The organism is Streptomyces sp. NPDC088810, from assembly GCF_044750305.1.
GTDB lineage: Bacteria > Actinomycetota > Actinomycetes > Streptomycetales > Streptomycetaceae > Streptomyces.
The window spans coordinates 230,476-250,178 of the sequence record NZ_JBIVJQ010000005.1; the positions used below are offsets into that span (position 1 = coordinate 230,476).

Consider the following 19,703-nt stretch of genomic DNA (forward strand, 5'->3'; position numbering starts at 1 on the left):
GGCCGGAGGGCTGCCGTGCCGGGAGGTGGACTCGGGCCGGGAGCGGAACTGATCGGTCAGGAGGGGCGCAGCTCCCTGAGGCCGACGGCCCGGCCCGGCAGGGCGGAACGGGCCGGGGCCCGCAGACCGTCGAGGAGCAGCTGCAGATGGCGGTGGACGAAGCGGTCGCCGCGCACGCAGTCCGTACCGGCCGGGGGCCGGCTCAGCTGCGCCACGACGATCATCAGGTCGCCGACGCCGACGTCCGGCCGGAGCTGCCCGGCCGCCTTCGCCCGGCCCATGACCTCCTCGACGAGCTGCTCGACGCGCTTGCTGGCGGCTTCCAGGTCGGGGTGGTGCTTGTCGAAGGTGCTGGACACCATGGGACACAGCGCGCTGATCCGCTCGTCGGCGGCGGTGTGCACGAAGCGCTCCAGGGCGGCGAACGCGTCCCCGGTCTCCGCGAGGGCCTGCTCGGCCGCCTCGGCCGTGCGGTCCATGACGGAGCAGACGACCTCGCGGACGAGCGCATCGCGGTCGGGGAAGTTGCGGTACACCGTGGCGTTGCCGACACCGGCCCGGCGGGCGATCTCGTCCAGCGGCACGTCGGGGCCGTGCTCGACGAACATCTCCCGGGCGGCGGTGACGATCCGCTCCCGGTTGCGCAGGGCGTCGGCGCGCGGCCGGGGCGCCTTGCGCGGTGCGGGGGCGGTCATGGCGGGCACGGCGTACTCCTTCAAGTCGATGGGGTGCTACGGGTCCGACGCGGTGCTACGAGATGGCCCCCGTCCCACTCGGTCGGCGTCGAAGGCGATCCGGGGAGCCGGTCCCCGTTTCGCTCGGACACAGGGCTAAACGGGGAAACCGTCCCCGGTTATTTCCCGGCCATCGCACAAATGCCTGTGACCTGGGACACAATCAGCAGCCGCCGGAATTCACCCCGGCGCGGCGCCGCCTTCCCACGATCGGTCTTCTCCAGCGCGCGCCCGCCGCGGCCCCGACACAGGGTGAGCGCAAGGGTGCAGCCGGAGACCGGCGGCTGCCGTGGCGCGAAAGGTCCCTGCATGCAGCCGCAGCCGCCGCCTCGCCGCCGCATACGCCGGCGCCGGTTCGCCGGCCTGTCCGTGGTGACCGCACTGACCCTCGCGGTCAGCACCTCGGCCGGGACCGGGAACCCCAGGGCGCTCCCCACCACCGCCGGACCCGTCAACCTGGCCGGCTCCTCCGCGCTCGTACCCTGCATGATCCGTGGCGGCCCGGACGTGCAGATGACCGAGGGCCTGCCCACCCCGTCCGGCTACTCCCGCTCCACGGGCACCGTCCGCGCCCTGACCCTGATGGTCGACTTCCCCGACGCGCCCGGCCAGGGCAACGCGATGGACCGCTTCCACGAGTTCTTCCCGCAGACCCAGGAGTGGTTCCGCACCGCGTCGTACGGCCGGCTCGACTACCGCCCCTTGACCCCGTTGACCGCCTGGCTGCGCATGCCGAAAGGTTTCCGGTCCTACGGCATAGAGCGCGGTGCCCCCTTCGACCCCGGCTACCGGACCCTGGTCCAGGACATAGTGGCCGCCGCCGACCCGAAGGTGAACTTCCGCGACTACGACCTGCTGAACGTACTCGTCACCCCGAACGCCGGCCCCTCCGCCCTGGACACCGTGCTGTCCGTGACCTTCGCCGGCAACGACGACGCCCCGGTCGCCGACGGCGTCCGCATAGCCAACGCCTCCTTCGTCTACTCCCGCCAGGACGACGGCTCCGGCTCCTACTCCCGCACCGGCTACCGGGTGCTGCCCCACGAGAACGGCCACACCTTCGGCCTGCCCGACCTGTACACCCAGGAGGGCGGGGGCGCGGTCGGGCACTGGGACATCATGAGCGAGGACTGGGGCGCCAACAACGACCTGCTCGGCTGGCACAAGTGGAAGCTGGGCTGGCTGGACGGCGGCCAGGTCGGCTGCGCGGCGGCACGGGGCAGCGTCGAGTACAGCCTCTCACCGCTGTACAAGGCCGGCGGCGGCAAGCTGGTCCTGGTGCCGGTCACCGCGCGCACCACCTACGCACTGGAGGTCCGCGCGCAGGGCGGCAACGACGAGACGGTGTGCCGCCCTGGCCTCCTCATCTACAAGGTCGACACCACCGTCGACACCGGCCGCGGCCCGGTCACCGTCTACGACAGCCACCGCAACAGCGGCGGCTGCACCCGCAGCCCCAACATTCACGCCGAACTCTCCGACGCCCCGTTCACACCCGGCGAGAGCTTCAAGGATCCGCGGCACGGCATCGCGGTACAGGTGGTGAGCATGGACGAGGAGGGAAATTGCCGGGTGCGGATCAGCCGGGCGTGAGGGGGGATTCGTAGGCGCGGCCAGGCCCTCCTCCCCGCCCTGCGCTCGACGGCCGACCTCATCAAGCAGGACCTCCACACTCCCACCCCCCGACCTCGCCCCATTCCCTCCACCCCGCCCCACCCTGATCCGGTACCCTGTGGACCGAGCGCCCACCAGGACGCCCACCCACGCCTTCGTAGCTCAGGGGATAGAGCACCGCTCTCCTAAAGCGGGTGTCGCAGGTTCGAATCCTGCCGGGGGCACAACGCGTTACCGCTCTGACCTAGGACTTCTCCCCCAGGGAGGGCTCCTGCTCGGCCTCGGACTCCTCGTCCGGGGCCGTTTGCGTGAGCGGGCGGAGAGTTGATCCCCGAAATCTCTCCAGCGGATAAGCATCATCCGGCACGGACTCCGGCCCGGACTTCTCCGGGCCATCGGGCTCTGGCTCCGCTTCGGGCACCCAAGGAGCCACGAGCGGGCACGGAAGAATCGCGCTTCTGTCCAAAGTGGTTACGCCTCTCCGGAGCCCAGGGCGGTTTCCACGTCGTGGCCGCCCCAACTGTCGGAGGTGCGCCACAGAACCTGAACCCCGAAGACACCGAACACGGTGTCGGCCGACCAGTCCTCGGCGGGCGGTTCGGAGAGCACCAGGTAAAGGCGGTCGGCAGGAGCGGGCAGGGTGTGGTTGATCTCCAGGAGGCGGGTGGCTCCCGAGCGGAGGTCGGCGTAGGTGGAGTGGCCGGCACCGAGGACCTCGTAGAGGAAGTGGCCGTCTTCCGCGGTGCGGCTGACATCGATGACCGAGGAGTCGGTCGGCTCCAGGTCCGCCCAGAGCAGAGCCGCCTTGAGAGCATGGCGCACCGCCTCGTGCTTCTTGCACGTGCGGTCGGCGGCCGCCGTGGTCTCCAGCAAGTGCAGAAGTCCCTTTGCGGGCGTGGCGGGCGCTGGCGTGGCGGGCATGCCTTCGGAGGTCACAGGCTCTACTTCCTTCTGCTCGGACGTCTGTTCGACGGAGGCGGGCGCACTCTCGGTTTCCGGTTCGCCCGGGGCGGCCCGGCGGTGCTGGAGCGCTTCTCGGGCCGCGTTCAGGGCCTGGGCCCAGTCGGCGCGCGCCAGGTCCGCCTGGAGTCGGTTCAGGTCCAGGTTGTTGTCCTTGAGCATGCGGTTGGTGTGCGCCGCCAGGTCGCGCAGGAGGCTGAGGCGGTGCTTGTCCGGGGATCCGAGCACGCGACGCACGTCCACCCAGTCCGCCTGGTCACGGCGGAGGACGCGGTTGGCCATGCCCTTGAGCTCGGACAAACGATCACGGGCGTTCTCCGGAATGGTTCCGTCACCGTTGGTCAGGTCGTCGAAGACGCTGAGCGCCGCCACATAGCGATCCACCATGGTGGGGGAGATGGGCTGGCGGCCACGCTGGTCCGCGGTGAGCAGGCAGTGGTTCGTCTCGTGAGCGAACACCCAGCAGTCCAGTACCGCGCCGGGACGCGGGGGCACCGAGCCGTGGCGGACGGTCAGGACCAGAGGGACGTCGATCGCGAGAGACAGGGCCTTGACCCTGTACCGGCCACCGGGTGCCCGGCCGGTCACGCGGACTCGGACGTCCGTACCGATGTCGGGGACGTCAGCGTCTGCCATGCCTGGTTCGCCTTCGGCAGGTGCTGGTTCGGTATAGCTGCCGTCGGTGTTCGTGAGGGCCTCCGGGAGCGGGGACGTGTGCAGGACGGTCAAGCTCTGGGTGCTGCGGGTGAGCGCGACATACAGCTGGCGCAGGCCGGCCGGGCCCCGGTCGGCGATGGTGGCGGGTTCGACGACGAGGACGTGGTCGTACTCCATGCCCTTGGCCTGGGCGGCGGCCAGCACGGACACCGCCTCGCGCCCCTGCTCGGTGATGCCGTCGGCCAGGTCCAGGTGACGACTGATCTCGTCGAGCCAGCCGGAGTCGTCGGGGACGATGACCGCTACGGAGCGCAGGGTCTGTCCGTCGCTGGTGCCGATGAGGCGGGTGGCTTCCGCCACGGTGTCGTCGAGGAGCTTCCACGGCTCCGTCGCGACCGTGCGTACGGCGTCCTCTCCCGCCGCACGCACGGCCTGCGGGTACGACAGCGTGGGGGCGACGGTACGGGCCAGCGGGGCGACGAACTCCATGATTTCGGCGGGCACGCGGTAGCTGGTGTTCAGCTCGGCCACGCGCCAGTCGCCGTGGTCGGACAGGAGGGTGCCGAGGCGGTCCCAGTCGGTGTGGGTGTGGGGGCCGGTGGCCTGGGCGAGGTCGCCGAGGATGGTCATGGAGCCCTGCGCGGCGGAGCGCCGGCGCAGGGAGCGGGCCTGCATGGGTGTCAGGTCCTGTGCCTCGTCGACCACGATGTGCCCGTACCGCTGCGGGGTCTCCCCGGTGATGAGATACCGCAGTTCTTCGAGGCAGACCCGGTCGTCGAGCGTCCAGGGATCGGCGTCGGCCGTGTCGGCCCGAGGACGGCGCAGAGCGGCCTGCTCTGAGGCGTCGAGAATGCCCTCGGCGCAGGTGCGCAGGAGGTCTTCGGAGTCGTAGAGGGTGCGGAGGGCTTCCCTGGCGCCGGGCGAAGGCCAGACACGTTCGATGAGGCGCTCCACCTGACGGTTGCGTTCCAGGTCGCGGCGGATCGTGTCGTCGCGGCTGCGGCGAGGGGCGACGGCGACGAGTTCCCGCAGCAGGCGGTCGACGAGCAGCCCGCGGAAGCGGTCGCGCCGCTCACGGTAGGAGCCGTCGCCTTGGCGCACGTCTTCGAGGAGGGAAAGCATTTCGGAGCGCGGGACGCGCAGGGTCGTGCTGCCGACGGTGACGGTGAGCTCAGGCTTGGCCCCCTCGTAAGAGGCAGTAGTGGTGACCTCGTCGACGGCCTCGGGACGGCACTCGATCTCGACGCGCCGCCGCAGGACGGCCGCCATGCGTTCATCGGACTTCACCATCCGCGCCGTGGGGGTGTCGGTGCCGAGGATCTCGCCGTCCCACAGGCGCGTCACCTGCACGGCGTTGACGTTCCGGGTGCCGAGCGTGGGCAGCACCTGGCTCACGTACTCCAGGAACCGCTGATGGGGGCCGACGACGAGGACGTCCTGGGCTTTGAAGTGCCCGTTGTTGACGAGCCAGGTCACGCGGTGCAGGCCGACCGCCGACTTGCCGGTACCCGGGCCGCCCTGGATTACGAGGATGTCGGAGGGCGAGCCGGTGACCAGGGCCATCTGGTCGCGGCGGATGGTCTCGACGATGTCCCGCATGCTGCCGCGGCGAGAGCGCTGAAGCTCGCGGAGGAGGAAGTCGTCGGGTTGCAGCGGCTTCTGGCGCTGGAGGCGGACGATGTCGGCGGGCGTTGGGACGGGCGGGCTCGATGCTCCCTCCTTCTGCGTGACGGTGGCCTGCTCCGTGGGCTGTGCCTCCCGCTGGGCGTCGTCTGTCGCCGGCCGTGGCTGCGGGACGGGGGCGGCGGCAGTGATCTCGTCGAAGTAGTCCTCGACGACACGCTGTACACAGCGCAGTCGCCGCCGCAGGAGCACCTCGCCCGGGGCATCGGGCAGCGCCTCGAACCACTTCTTGGCCAGCCGACTGGTCCACAGTACGACGACGGTGTCGCGGGTACGGACGTCGGAAACGGCACGTCGGCCGACGTACCAGGTCTTGGGCCCCCTGCCGGGCTCGTCCTCGTCCGGTGCGTCGACGCGGCCGATGACCAGCGACTCGTTGCCGAGTCCGTCGTATGCCGCGGCCCGCTCCTCGGCCACGATCCGGTTGGCGACGCTGTCCTTGCCGCTGGCGGAGGCCATGGCGACCGAGCCCCCGGTCATTTCGGCCAGCCGTGCGGCATAGCAGTCGTAGGCGCGGTCCACCGCCTTCTGCTCGACGGCGATGATCTCGTCGCGCGTGGTGGTGCCCATGTACATGTCCCCTCCCCTTGCAGCACCCCGGAGGACGCTGCGACGGGCATACGCCCGGCCCCGTCGAAATAACTATCAGAGACCTGCTGGTAACAAGCAGTCAGATGGTCAACGTCCCGACCAGCTCGCCGACCTCCGTCCGCCAGGCGCGAACCTGGTCGTGGGTGGGGCCGATCTCATACTGGTGGTAGTGGCATCCCAGGCAGAGATGCGACCAGACGGCGTTGGTGCGGCGAGCGGTCTCCGCCGCGGTGTAGCAGTGGAGGCACAGCATCTTGGCCCGCATCGTGGTGTCGGCGAGCCCTGGCACCGCGGCGTCGAGCACGCGGTCGATGGAGAGCTCCAGGGCGGTCCGCAGAGCGAGGGAGGCTCCGCGGTGCCTGCCGGCGGCCGTGGCGCCCGTACGGGCGGCAAGCAGCTGATCTGCCGTCAGCAGGAGCTCCTCGACCGAGGTGGTGGGAGTGCTCATCACGCAGTCACCCCCGGCTTGCGCACCTTCTGCGCCATGATCTCGATGTCGTCCACGAAGCGGTGGGGGTCGGCGATCTGCGCTCCCGTGGCGTGGGCGCCGTTCTGGCACTCCTTGAGGAGGTCCACCGCACGCGGTCCGCAAAGGGTGCGCAGTTCCCGGTAGACGTCGCCGGTCCGGCCGGCGTCGCCGAACAGGGCCAGTGCCGCGACCTTCATGAGCTTGTCGGCGCTGCCGACGGCGGTCTGCAGCTTGTCCTCGGGCGCGCCGGAGCGGTGATGCCGGATCCAGGCGGCTTCGAGGAAGGCGTTCTCCAGGGCGATACGGCACAGGCTGGGCAGCACGTGGGTCCGTGCCGCCGACGGCAGGTCACCGGTACTGGCGAGGGCCCGCGCGTCGTCGAGTGCCTGCCGTACCGGGTCGGTCACCGGCTTCACCTTCACCTTGGACGACTCGGCCCGCTCGACCTCGAACACCGTCACGGGCAGACCCTGGCTGGTGAACGCCCGCTGGAGCCGGGTGTCGTGGGTGAACACGACGACCTGCCGGTGCTCGCCGAGCTCGTGCAGGACCTGGGCGAGTCCGTTGACCTTGGCGGGGTCCATGGACTGCACGGGGTCGTCGATGACGATGAAGCCGAACGGGCTGTCGGCGGTGACGGCCCGAGGCAGGAACAGGGACAGCGCGAGGGAGTGCTGCTCGCCCTGGCTCATGACGCTGAGAGCCGAGGCCTCCTGCCCGTCGACGGTGACATCCATGACGAGCTTGCGGACAGTGGCCTTCTCGCTGCCCTTCAGGCTCACCGCCTTGAGATCGATGTTGCTCTCCTGGCGGAGCCGCTCCCAGATGCGCTGCGACTGGTCGGCGAAGCCTTCCATCCGCTGTTCCCGCAACTCGGCGGCCAGCGCCTTGATCCAGGCGCTCGCCTTCCTGATGTCCCGCAGCCGGGGCTTGTTCGCCTCCACGGCACGGGCCCTCTCCGCCCAGCCCGCCAGGCGGGTGACGAGCCCGCGCCAGCGTTCGTCCCGCTTCTCCAGCTCCCTGACGGCGTTCTCCTTGACCGCGGCGCAGGCATCGGCCAGGGTCGCGGCGGCCTCGTGGGCGCGCTGGGCGAGCTCGCCGGGATCACTGATCGTCCGGCAGGCGGTCCAGGCGCGCCACGGGTCGGCCAGGGCGGCGGGGATCTGTCGGGGCGTGTGGACGAGGTCCTGCACGGCCCGCGCGGCCGACCGGAGTTCGCTGCGCGCGCCCGCTGCTGCCTCCGCCTCCTGCCGCAGTGCGGCGATCTGGGCGATGGCGTCCGCGGCCCATGCCGCGTCCAGCATCCCGTCGGTCCCGCACACGGGGCAGGCGGCAACATCAGGGTGACGGTCGTGGTGCGCCACAGCCCGTTCGAGGAGTTCCGCACGCCGCAGGGCGTCCTCGGCGCCGGTGCCGCGCAGGTCCTCGATATCGGCGAGGGCATTGCGCAGACGGTCCAGGGCGGCGTGGACCTGCGCCATCTCGGGTCCCTGCACCTCGGCCTCGGTGCGCAGTCCGGCGAGCAGGCCATCGTCCGCGTCGGTGGGCAGACCGGCGACCAGGGCTTCGACGGTCGCGAAGTCGGGGGTTCCCGCCGTGTCGACGGCGACGAGTGCCTGGACCGCGCGGTCGTCGTCCTCCAGCTCGTACAGCGCCTCCTTGAGGCCCGGCAGCTCCGCCTTCGCCGCCTTGTCCGCGTCTTCGAGCGCCTTGGCCTCCTGGCGGAGCCGGCCGTCGGCGGCGCTGACCTGCCCCAGGCCGAGGATGGTGGCGATGGCGTCGTACATCTCGGAGGGCTTGCCACTGATCATGCGGTCGAGATCGACGTACGACAGGAAGGGCCGGAAGTCCCGCAGGGCCTGCGTCCAGTCCGCCTGGCTGAGGGGGGCGCGGCCGTGTCCGGGGCGCTTGAGCTCGGCCCGGGAGGCGTCGAAGTCGTCGCCCTCCCAGGTGCGGGTGAGGGTGCTGCGGCCGGTGTCGCCCTCGATGGCGAGCTTGACCTCGATCTCCGGCCTGCCGTCGGTGTCGTGGAGGTTGCGCCAGTTGCTGCTGCGCATCGCGTGCTGCCCCTGCCATCGCATGTTCACGCCGGTGAAGGCTGTCTCGATGCCCTCGGCGATGCTGGACTTGCCGGAGCCGTTGCGACCCACGACCAGGTTCACGCCGGGTCTGGGGCTGAGCTTGAGCCAGGCGCGCGGTCCGATGCCACGGAACCGGGCGACGGCGACGGATTCGAGGTAGATCCGGCCGACATAGGAGGTTCCCCGGGGCTCGCCGTTGCCCAGGGCCTCCCTCAGGAGCACCTTCACGGGCTCGGTGAGCGCCTCCTCCGCCAGGCGGGCCTCCACCAGATCGGCCACGGGCACGGGCTGGTCGGACGAGGCCGGACGGGCGGGGCCGGTGGGGTGGTGTGCGTTCTGCCGGGGCTGTTCCGTCACGGTCATACGGGTTCCTCCCGTGTGTGCGGTGGGTGGCGACTGCGGTGCGGAATGGACGCGGAGTGGACGGCCCCGAGGTATGGCGTTGCGACGAAAAGGGACCGGAAGAGATCGGATGCCTGGCGCGGTACGTCAGGACGCTTCACGGTGCGGTTGCGGAGGCACGGCGCATGCTTCCCTTCGTAAGCGTGACCAGATAAGCACAACGCTGAAAGCACCGTCAAACGGCTTGACGTTCTTGACGGCTGTTGTAATGTGTTAACCGTCCCTACCCGACAGGCCCGAGAGGTGCGGAACCCCACGCCATGCCCCAACAGCCACCAGCCCGACCGGCGCCCTCCGCACACGTGACAGCCGCCGAGATCTCCCGCATCGCTGGGGTCACACGCGCCACCGTCAGCAACTGGCGCCGCCGCCACGACGATTTCCCGGCACCCAGCGCAGGCACGGAATCCAGCCCGCTCTACGACCTGTCGGCCGTCCAGGCCTGGCTGCGTGGTCGCGGTCACACCTCCGCCTCCTCGCCGACCGAGGAGCTGCGTACGGCACTACGGCTGCTGGGGCCCGGCTCGGGGGTGGCCGCGCGACTCTTCCCGCTGGTGGCCGCCGCGTCCCGCCGTACCCCGGAGGCACTGGCCGAACTCGCCGCCCTGCCCGACGACCAGCTGATCGCCCAGGCGGACAAGACCGCGGAAGAGCTACCCGCCGCCGTGCCGGAAGCCGAGCCGGTCCGCTACGGCCCGGACGACGCGGGCGCGGTCCGCGCCCTGCTGGGTTGCGTTCGTGAGGCGGGGGCCCAGGCCGCCCTCGACATCCTCGCCGAACGCGAACTGGACGAGGGCGCCGCCTCCGGCGTCTACCAGACCCCGGAGGGCCTGGCCCGGCTCATGGCACGGCTCCTGCCCGCCGGCGCGTCCCGCGTCCTCGACCCCGCCTGCGGCAGCGGAACGCTCCTCGCCGCAGCCGCACGGCAGGGCGCACAGGAGCTGTTCGGGCAGGACTCGCTCCCCGTCCAGGGCCAACGCACCGCGGTCCGGCTGCTGATCGCCGCACCCGAGGCCGAGACGGCGGTCCGCGTGGGCGACAGCCTGCGCGCCGACGCCTTCCCCGACCTCACCGTGGACGCCGTCCTGTGCAACCCGCCGTTCGCCGACCGCGACTGGGGTCACGACGAGCTGGCCTACGACCCGAGGTGGGCGTACGGGGTCCCGCCGCGCTTCGAGTCCGAACTGGCGTGGGTGCAGCACGCCCTCGCACACCTGGAGCCCGGCGGCCACGCGGTCATGCTGCTGCCGCCCGCGCTGGCCTTCCGCTCCTCCGGCCGCCGCGTCCGCGCGGAACTCATCCGCGGCGGGGCCCTGCGTGCTGTCGTCTCGCTTCCGGCGCGTGCCGCGTATCCGCTCCACATCGGCTTGCAGATCTGGGTGTTCCAGCGCCCCGAGCCGGGCGGCACGGACCGTACGACAGTGCTGTTCGTCGACGGGGAGGGCGAGCAGCGGGACGGTGCCACGGGCACGTCGCCCGCGACCGGTACGGCGACGGCGGGTGCCGGCTCCCGCGGCGGCTCGCGCTCCCGCCGGTCCGGCCCTTCCGCTTCCGCCGCCTCCGCCCCCACCTCTTCGGCCTCCGGCGCCACCTTCGACTGGGAGGGGCTGTCGGAGCGGGTCCTCGGCCAGTGGGCCGCGTTCACCACCGCCCCCGACGCCTACGCCGACGAGCCCGGCGTCGCCCGCGCGGTGCCGCTCGTCGACCTCCTCGACGACGTCGTCGACGTCACCCCGGCCCGCCATGTCCGGGCGACCGCGGCCGACATCGACCCGGCCGCCCTGACACGGCGCGTCCACGACCTGCACGACCAACTGGCCGAGCAGGTCGCCGCCCTGGCGTCCGCCTCCGCGTCCGGCGGCTGGCAGCCGTCCGGAGCCTCGGCCCGCGAGTGGCGTACGGCGACCGTCTCCGACCTGGCGCGCGGCGGCGCCCTGACCGTGCTGCGGGCGGCGACGCCCGGCACCCGCGGCTCCAAAGGCTCCGCCGCCCCCGCCGTGGACCGGCCGGTCCTCACCGCCCAGGACGTCTCCACCGGGAACCCCCCGTCCGGCGGGGCCATGGACCTCCACGCCGACGCCGCGCAGCCCGTCGCCGCCGGGGACGTCCTGGTACGGGCCGTCGCGGGCAGCGGCAAGGAGTCCGCGATGACCCGGGTCGCGGACGACCGGGACGCCGGAGCCCTGCTGGGTCAGCACATACATCTCCTGCGCCCCGACCCGGCCCGCCTCGACCCGTGGTTCCTGGCCGGGTTCCTCGGCGCCGACGACAACATCGCCTCCGCGTCCACCGGCTCCACCCTCGTGCACGTCACACCGGGCCGCCTGCGCGTACCGCTGCTGCCGCTGGAGGAACAGCGGCGCTACGGGGAGGCGTTCCGCCGCGTGTACGAGCTGCGCGCGGCCGTCCGCCGAACCGCCGCCCTCGCCGCCGACACCGCGGCCACCCTGACGACCGGCCTCACCGCCGGCGTACTCCTGCCACCGGACACCCCGGGCAGCCCGGATACGTCGGGTGCCCCGGACAGCCGTTCTGTCTGAAACGCCCCACGCGTCCCACCGCGTACGACCACACTGGATCCCTGCCGTCCCCCGCCCGGACGGCGCTCTTCGGAAGGAAGCCGGGACCTCTTGAACAGCAGCAAGCACACGGAGTTGGCGAACCACGCCTGGTCCGTCGCCGATCTCCTGCGCGGCGACTACAAGCAGTCCGACTACGGCAAGGTCATCCTGCCGTTCACCGTGCTGCGCCGCCTGGAGTGCGTCCTGGAGCCGACGCGCGACAAGGTCGTCGAGACCGTCGCCAGGTTCGCGGGCCAGGACATCGACACCGGCCACTTCCTGCGCAGGGCCTCGGGCCATTCCTTCTACAACAAGAGCGACCTCACGCTGCGGAAGATCGCGGCCGACCCGCAGAACGCGGCGAAGAATTTGCAGATCTACGTCGGCGCCTTCTCCGACAACGCCCGCGAGGTCCTCGACAAGTACGAGTTCAACCAGCAGGTCAGGAAGCTGGACGGCGCGAACCTGCTCTACCAGGTCATCGGCAGGTTCACCGACCTCGACCTGCACCCCGACGTCGTGCCCAACCACAACATGGGCTACATCTTCGAGGAACTGATCCGCCGCTTCGCCGAGCAGTCGAACGAGACCGCGGGTGAGCACTTCACCCCGCGCGAGGTCATCAAGCTCATGGTGAACCTGCTGGTGGCGCCCGACGCGGACGCCCTCACCGTGCCGGGTGTCGTCCGCACGGTCATGGACCCGGCCTGCGGCACGGGCGGCATGCTCAGCGCCGCCGACGACCGCATCAAGGCCCTCAACCCGGGCGCGACGGTGGAGGTGTACGGGCAGGAGCTCAACCCCGAGTCCTGGGCGATCTGCCGGTCCGACCTCATGATCAAGGGTCAGGACCCGGAGAACATCCGCTTCGGCAACTCCTTCTCCGACGACGGCCACGCCCGCCGGAAGTTCGACTACATCCTGGCCAACCCGCCGTTCGGCGTGGAGTGGAAGAAGGTCAAGGAGGAGGTCGAGTACGAGCACAAGTCGCTCGGCGACGCCGGCCGCTTCGGCGCGGGTCTGCCGCGCATCAACGACGGCTCGCTGCTCTTCCTCCAGCACATGATCTCGAAGATGAAGCCGGTGGACGTGAACGGCGGGGGCGGCTCACGCATCGCCATCGTCTTCAACGGCTCCCCGCTGTTCACGGGCGCGGCCGAGTCCGGCGAGTCCAACATCCGCCGCTGGATCCTGGAGAACGACTGGCTGGAGGCGATCGTCGCCCTCCCCGACCAGCTCTTCTACAACACGGGCATCTCCACGTACTTCTGGATTCTGACGAACCGTAAGGACAAGGACCACAAGGGCAAGGTCGTCCTGCTCGACGCACGCGACCAGTGGGTGAAGATGCGCAAGTCGCTCGGCGACAAGCGCAAGGAGCTGGGCGACGGAACGAACGGCCGCCCCGACCACATCGGCGACATCACGCGGCTGTACGCGGAGGCGCTGCAGGTCGCGGGGGACGCAGAGCACCCGCTGCACGGCAAGGTGAAGGTCTTCTGGAACGAGGACTTCGGGTACCAGCGCATCACCGTGGAGCGGCCGTTGAAGCTCCGCTTCGAGGTGACGGAGGAGACGCTGGCGGCGCTGGCGGAGGCCAAGCCGGTGGCGAGGCTGGAGCGGAGCGAGGAGTTCGTCGCGGCGGTGCGTACGCTGCTCGGCTCGTCCTGGTCGACGAAGTCCGATGCGTTCATCGCGCTCAAGGACGCGGTGGTCGCGGCCGGCCTGACGTGGCCGTCGGGAGCACCGTTCGCGAAGGCGGTACGGGAGGCGGTTGGGGTCCGGGACCCGGAGGGCGAAGTCCAGATGGTCAAGGGCGCGCCGGAGCCGGACGCTGACCTGCGGGACTACGAGAACGTTCCGCTCGGCGAGGACGTCGAGGAGTACCTCAAGCGGGAGGTGCTGCCGCACGTGCCGGACGCGTGGATCGACCACTCGAAGACGAAGATCGGTTACGAGATCCCGTTCACGCGGCACTTCTACGTGTACAAGCCGCCGAAGCCGCTTGCGGAGATCGACGCGGAGTTGAAGGCTCTGGAGGCGGAGATTCAGGCGCTGTTGGGTGAGGTGACGGCATGACGGCCACGAACATTGCGCCGTGGCTCGCACAATCCCGTTGGCCGACAGCTCCAATCCGCCTTGTCGCTCGTCTCGGATCTGGTCACACGCCCAGTCGAAGTGTTCCTGAATACTGGGAAAACTGCACGGTGCCCTGGATCACCTTGGCTGATGTTTGGCAACTCAGAAGCGGGAACATCAGCGTCATCTCTGAAACCAAGGAAAAGGTCAGCCCGCTTGGCCTCGCCCACTCTGCTGCTGTTAAACATCCGGCAGGAACCGTCATCCTTTCCCGTACGGCCTCAGTCGGATTTTCAGCCATCATGGAAACCGATATGGCAACAAGTCAGGACTTCGCAACCTGGACTTGCGGTCCACGCTTGGAGCCAAGGTTCTTGCTGCACGCGCTCAGAGGCATGGCTCCGGACTTGATGCGCGTCGCCACGGGCTCGACGCATAAAACCATCTACATGCCGGATATTGAGCAGCTCAGGGTTCCGCTACCCCCATTGGAGGAGCAGCGCCGCATCGCCGACTTCCTCGACGCCGAGACCGCCCGCATCGACGGCCTCGTTGACGCAGAACAGCGCCTATTGGACCGTCTGGCCGAGCGTCGGACGGCGGGAGTGGTAGCTGCCGTGTCGGGCAGCGAACATACCGGGCGCCGTAGGTCCACGCTTGCCTGGCTGGAGTCGATCCCGGAGTCATGGCAAGAAGTGCGCGTCGGGCTCATGGCCCGCATGGGCAGCGGACATACACCCAGCCGGTCTCATCCAGAGTGGTGGGTGGACTGCACCATCCCCTGGGTCACGACGGGCGAGGTGAAGCAGGTACGGGACGATCGCCTCGAAGACCTCCACGAGACACGCGAGAAAATCAGCGAGTTGGGACTCGCCAACTCCGCTGCCGAGCTGCATCCAAAGGGCACTGTCTTCCTCTGTCGGACGGCTTCCGCTGGTTACTCGGGGGTGATGGCCTCGGACATGGCTACGAGCCAGGACTTCGTCACTTGGACTTGCGGTCCCCTTTTGAACCCGTACTACCTACTTTGGTGCCTCCGCGCCATGCGTCCGGATCTGCTGGGTCGGCTGGCGATGGGCTCCACGCACAAGACGATCTACGTGCCGGATCTGCAGATGTTGCGTATCCCTCTGCCGCCATTGGACGAGCAGAGCGAAATTGTCGAGGCCATCCGCCGCCAGAACTCGCGCATCGACAATCTCACCGACAAGGTTCGGCGCCAGGTCGAACTGCTGACGGAACGCCGCCAAGCCCTCATCACCGCCGCCGTAACCGGCCAGTTCGACGTCTCAACCGCCAGCGGGCGCAACGTAACGGACGGAGTCACCGCGTAGCCATGAGCCCCATCCACACGGAGTCCGCCTTCGGTGACGCCATCGTCGCCGCCATGGTCGAGCGTGGCTGGCGCGAAGCTCGCCCACAGGACTACCAGGCCGATCTCGGTCTGGACACCAACGAACTCTTCACCTTCATCGGCGAGACCCAGCCCGACGAGTGGAACGAACTGCTCACCGTCTACGGCGGCGACCCGAACGAGGCACAGCGCGGGTTCGCCACGCGCCTAGACCAGGCCATCGCCACCAACGGCCTCCTCGACGTGCTCCGCAACGGCGTCAAGGACCGGGGCGTCCTCCTCCGCGTCGCGTACTTCAAGCCGAACCTCGTCGCCCACGACTCCGTGCTCGACGGCTACCGGGCCAACCGCCTCACCGTCGTCCGCGAACTCGAGTACGCAACGAAGCAGGCCGACTGGGGCAACCGGCTCGACCTCGCCCTCTTCCTCAACGGAATCCCCATCGCCACGGCCGAGTTGAAGAACCCGCTGACCAAGCAAGGCGTGGAGCAGGCCAAGGAGCAGTACCGCACGGACCGCGACCCCACCGAGCTGATCTTCACGCGCCGGGTCGTCGCGAACTTCGCCGTCGACCCGGACCTGGTCTTCGTCGCCACCCAGCTCAAGGGCAAGAACACCCGCTTCCTCCCCTTTAACACCGGCTCCAACGGCCCCGGCCAGCCGGGCGGCGCGGGCAACCCGGCCCCCACCGCCTACGGCACGTACGCGACCTCCTACCTCTGGGAGCAGGTCTGGCAGCCGGACAACTGGCTGGACCTGCTCCAGCGGTTCGTTCACCTGCACAAGAGCAAGACGCCCGGCGGCGGCACCACCAAGACGATGATCTTCCCCAGGTTCCACCAGTGGGACGTGGTCAAGAAGCTCACCGCGCACGCCTCCACCCACGGCGCGGGGCACGACTACCTGGTCATGGCCTCCGCCGGCTCGGGCAAGTCGAACACCATCGGCTGGCTCGCGCACCGCCTCAGCGACCTGCACACCCCCACCGATCCGCGCGAACTCGACGCCGAGGCCGTCGCCAAGGGCCTCAAGCCTGGCGTGCCGGTCTTCGACAAGGTCATCGTCATCACCGACCGCCGCAACCTGGACGCGCAACTCCGGGAAACGGTCGGCAACTTCGAGCAGACCGCGGGCCTCGTCGTGAAGATCGACGAGAAGCACGGGGCGAAGGGCGAGCAGCTCGCCAAGGCCCTCTCCCGCGACACCGGGAAGATCGTCACGGTCACCCTGCACTCGTTCCCGGCGCTGATCTCGTACATCGAGCGCAATCCCACCGAGATCCGGGGCAGCCACTTCGCGATCATCGTGGACGAGGCGCACTCCTCGCAGTCCGGCGACGCCGCCAAGGACGTACGGGCCGCCCTGCGCGACCTCGGCCTGGACTCCGACTCGGACGACGCGGGCGCGACCACGGTCAAGGCCGAGGACGCCACCCTGGACGAGCAGCTCAAGAAGAGGGCCGAGCAGCGTTCCCGCGCCGCGAACCTCTCCTACTTCGCGTTCACCGCCACACCGAAGGCCAAGACCCTCGAACTCTTCGGCACGCTCCAGGACATCGACGGCAAGGCGGCCTACCGGCCCTTCCACACGTACTCCATGCGGCAGGCGATCGAGGAGGGCTTCATCCTCGACCCGCTGCGCAACTACGTCACGTACAACACGTACTGGAAGCTGGTGAACCAGAACCCCGACGAGCGGGAGGTCGACCCGTCGAAGGCGAACTCCCTGCTCGCCCGGTACGCGCTCACCCATGACTCGACGGTCGCCCAGCACGCCCAGGTGATCGTGGAGCACTTCGTGACGCACAGCCGGGGCCGGCTCGGCGGGCGGGCCAAGGCGATGGTGGTGACCGCATCGCGACAGTCCGCCGTGCAGATGGCGCGCGCGATCAAGAGCTACATCAAGGACCGGGACTACGACACCAAGTACCCCGACCTGGGTGTCCTCGTCGCCTTCTCGGGCTCGCTCACCATCGACGGTGAGGAGACCACCGAGACGAGGGAGAACGGCGGGCTGTCGGAGAGCGCGCTGCCGAAGGCGTTCGCGTACACGCGCGCCGACGACAAGGCCGCCCGAGCCGGCGGTCCGGGCCAGCGCGAGTACAAGATCCTGGTCGTGGCGGAGAAGTACCAGACCGGCTTCGACCAGCCGCTCCTCACGACGATGTACGTCAACAAGACACTGACCGGCATCTCCGCCGTGCAGACGCTGTCCCGGCTGAACCGAACCGCCGAGCGCAAGACTCAGGCCGACCTGGCGGTCCTCGACTTCGTCAACGACGCCGAGGACATACAGGAATCCTTCAGGCCGTACTTCGAGGAGGCGAACACCCTCCCCTCCGACCCCAACCTGCTCTACACCGCGCAGAGCCGGGTCATGCAGGCGGCGATCCTGTCCGGGCAGGAGATGGACGAGTTCGCCGCCGCTTATTTCGCCGCCAAGGAGAAGGCGGCGGGCTCGCAGTCAAAGTGGGAAAAGCTGCACGCCGAGCTGTACCGGCTGCTCTCCCCCGCCGTCGCCCGCTTCACCGCTCTGCTCGAAAGCGAGGACGAGGACGACCAGGAGACGGCGGAGGGCTTCCGCGCTGACCTCAACGACTACGTCAGGAAGTACGGCTTCCTCGCGCAGATCGTCCCCTACCGGGACGCCGAGCTGGAACGGCTGCACCTCTACGGCCGCTACCTCCTCAACCGGCTGCCGCGCCGCGCGGACGGCGGGGTGGACATAGGCGAGGTCGACCTCAGCCATCTACGGGTGGAGAAGACCGGGGAGTACGACGTCTCCCTCACTCCCGAGGGGCCGGCGACGATGCCGGGCTTCGGCGACGGCTCGGGCGGCGCGAAGGAGGCGGAGAAGTCGCTGCTCTCCGAGTTGATCGAGAAGTTCAACGAACGGTTCGGCACCGAGTTCACCGAGCAGGACGTCATCCGCCCGTTCGAGGAGGCCAAGGCCGACCCGAAGGTGCGGGCGGCTGCCGTCGTCAACGACGAGGAGAACTTCGGCCTCGTCTTCGACAACGTCTTCGCGGACAAGATGGCCGACCACATCGACACCATCGCGGGCATGGGCCGTCAGTACTTCGGTCCCGACAAGGGCTTCAAGTCCAGCCTGGACCGCAGCGCCCGCAAGGCGGCCTGGCGGATGATCCGCCGCGAGGAGGGCCTGGACGACGACGTCTGATGCGTACGCCCCGGCCGTGTGGCCGGCCGGGGCGTCCTTCGAGAACGTCACCAGCACGGCCGTAAGTACGGGTTGCCCTCGCCATGAGGTGCAACAAATGGGGAGGGGTACATGAGCAACACGTCGGACGAGCCCGAAGGGTCTCGGCTTCAGAAGGCCGTCGAGACCATCGTCATGACACCGGCGGCGGCCGCCAAGGTCGTGGACGGTTACCGCGTGTCCTTCGAGGACAAGAACGAGCGGAGGCCCGAGAGCCTGGAGGACAAGCGCCGGATCGCGGCCAAGATCATAGGCCGGTATTCCAAGATGTCGGCAGTCGCTGGGGCCGCCACCGCCGCCCCGAGCGTGATTCCGGGGGTCGGGACCGCGGTCGCGGTCCTGGGCGGTGGTGCCACCGACGTCGCCTTGGCGCTCAAGCTCCAGGTCGACATGTGCATGTGCCTGGTCGAGGTGTTCGAGACCGAGCTGAGCACCGAGGACAAGAAGCACCTCGCCTTCACCATCGCCCTGGCGGGCTCGGCGGAACAGATGGCGTCGAAGGGCGGCAAGGCGGCGGTACAGAAGATCGCCGAGAAGCTGGTCTACCAGTACCTCAAAGGGCCCGCCCTGGTCACGATCAAGCAGTTGTTCAAGCGGGTGTCCATCACCTTCACCCAGAAGGCGATGGCCAAGGCGATTCCGGCCGGCGTGGGCGTCGCCTTCAGCAGCTCGACCAACTACGTACTGACGAGGGTGGTCGGCAGGGTTGCCGTCGCCGTCCTGGCCAAAGATGTGAAGTAGCAGCGCCGCCTCAGGTCCGCGACCGCCGACTCAGACGGAGAACCTCGCCCACGAGTGGCCGACGAAAGGCACACCGGGCAACTGAACGCGACCGAGCTTGGCTATGCGGAGGGGGCGGGAGTTTCGGGGGAGGGCGGCAGGGGGTCGGCGACGAAAGTCCCCAGCCCGACCTCGCCCCGCGTCCACCCCTGCTCCCGTACATGCCGCATCGCCTTCGCCGCTGTCGCGTTCACTACGCTGAACTCCTGGGCGATTTCCAGAGTGGAGGGCACGCGGCTTCCCGGCGGGTACGTGCCGTCCTTGATGCGCCGGATGATCTCCGCTGCGATCTGCCGCCACAGGGGGCGTGTGCGGTCAAGCTCCATGACAACAGCGTGGGTGACCACGACATTCCGCGCATCCGTGGTTATCTGCGGTTATCCGCGCTACCGTGGTGCTCAACACAGAGCGGCCCCGACGGGAAGCGGCTACTTCCCTACCGGGGCCTCAGCCGACTGTTGGGAGTCGACCTATGCGCAGCCTAGTGGCCGCGATTCTGACCCTCTTCCTGCCCGCCCG

General features: G+C 69.4%; 11 protein-coding genes and 1 tRNA gene. 7 read left to right on the forward strand and 5 right to left on the reverse strand.

What is annotated here, in order from left to right; all coding sequences use genetic code 11:
• Positions 1–56: 56 nt before the first annotated feature.
• Complete coding sequence (locus ACIP4Y_RS18825) at positions 57–695, reverse strand: TetR/AcrR family transcriptional regulator (protein WP_401395200.1); 639 nt, start codon at positions 693–695, stop codon at positions 57–59.
• A 348-nt stretch (positions 696–1,043) separates the two neighbouring features.
• Between ACIP4Y_RS18825 and ACIP4Y_RS18830 the strand changes: the two genes are divergently transcribed.
• Positions 1,044–2,327, forward strand: coding sequence for a M6 family metalloprotease domain-containing protein (locus ACIP4Y_RS18830; protein ID WP_401394451.1), 1,284 nt, complete (start codon positions 1,044–1,046; stop codon positions 2,325–2,327).
• Between the two features lie 172 nt (positions 2,328–2,499).
• Positions 2,500–2,572 (forward strand) — tRNA-Arg (locus tag ACIP4Y_RS18835).
• 247 nt (positions 2,573–2,819) lie between these two features.
• Here ACIP4Y_RS18835 and ACIP4Y_RS18840 read toward each other — a convergent pair.
• From ACIP4Y_RS18840 to ACIP4Y_RS18850, 3 genes are all read right to left on the reverse strand, one after another.
• On the reverse strand, positions 2,820–6,218 hold the full coding sequence (locus ACIP4Y_RS18840) for a HelD family protein (protein WP_401394454.1): 3,399 nt from the start codon (positions 6,216–6,218) through the stop codon (positions 2,820–2,822).
• 100 nt (positions 6,219–6,318) lie between these two features.
• Positions 6,319–6,687, reverse strand: a complete 369-nt coding sequence (locus ACIP4Y_RS18845; RefSeq protein WP_269653452.1) for a hypothetical protein — start codon at positions 6,685–6,687, stop codon at positions 6,319–6,321.
• A complete protein-coding gene (locus ACIP4Y_RS18850; protein WP_401394458.1) occupies positions 6,687–9,152 on the reverse strand; it encodes an AAA family ATPase in 2,466 nt (821 codons plus the stop codon). Before ACIP4Y_RS18850 ends, ACIP4Y_RS18845 begins: the two co-directional genes overlap by 1 nt.
• 341 nt (positions 9,153–9,493) lie before the next feature.
• Here ACIP4Y_RS18850 and ACIP4Y_RS18855 point away from each other — a divergent pair, with 341 nt between their 5' ends.
• From ACIP4Y_RS18855 to ACIP4Y_RS18875, 5 genes are all read left to right on the forward strand, one after another.
• Positions 9,494–11,731 (forward strand): N-6 DNA methylase, encoded by a 2,238-nt coding sequence (locus ACIP4Y_RS18855; RefSeq protein WP_401394461.1) that lies wholly within the window; start codon positions 9,494–9,496, stop codon positions 11,729–11,731.
• 90 nt (positions 11,732–11,821) lie between these two features.
• A complete protein-coding gene (locus ACIP4Y_RS18860; RefSeq protein WP_401394464.1) occupies positions 11,822–13,831 on the forward strand; it encodes an N-6 DNA methylase in 2,010 nt (669 codons plus the stop codon).
• A complete protein-coding gene (locus ACIP4Y_RS18865; protein ID WP_401394467.1) occupies positions 13,828–15,165 on the forward strand; it encodes a restriction endonuclease subunit S in 1,338 nt (445 codons plus the stop codon). Before ACIP4Y_RS18860 ends, ACIP4Y_RS18865 begins: the two co-directional genes overlap by 4 nt.
• A gap of 2 nt (positions 15,166–15,167) precedes the next feature.
• Entirely contained in the window at positions 15,168–18,365 is a 3,198-nt protein-coding gene (locus ACIP4Y_RS18870) for a type I restriction endonuclease subunit R (protein WP_401394470.1), read from the forward strand.
• A gap of 111 nt (positions 18,366–18,476) precedes the next feature.
• Positions 18,477–19,145, forward strand: a complete 669-nt coding sequence (locus ACIP4Y_RS18875) for a hypothetical protein (RefSeq protein ID WP_401394473.1) — start codon at positions 18,477–18,479, stop codon at positions 19,143–19,145.
• Positions 19,146–19,246: 101 nt separating this feature from the next.
• Here ACIP4Y_RS18875 and ACIP4Y_RS18880 read toward each other — a convergent pair whose 3' ends face one another.
• Positions 19,247–19,510 (reverse strand): GntR family transcriptional regulator, encoded by a 264-nt coding sequence (locus ACIP4Y_RS18880; protein WP_401394476.1) that lies wholly within the window; start codon positions 19,508–19,510, stop codon positions 19,247–19,249.
• Positions 19,511–19,703: the final 193 nt, after the last annotated feature.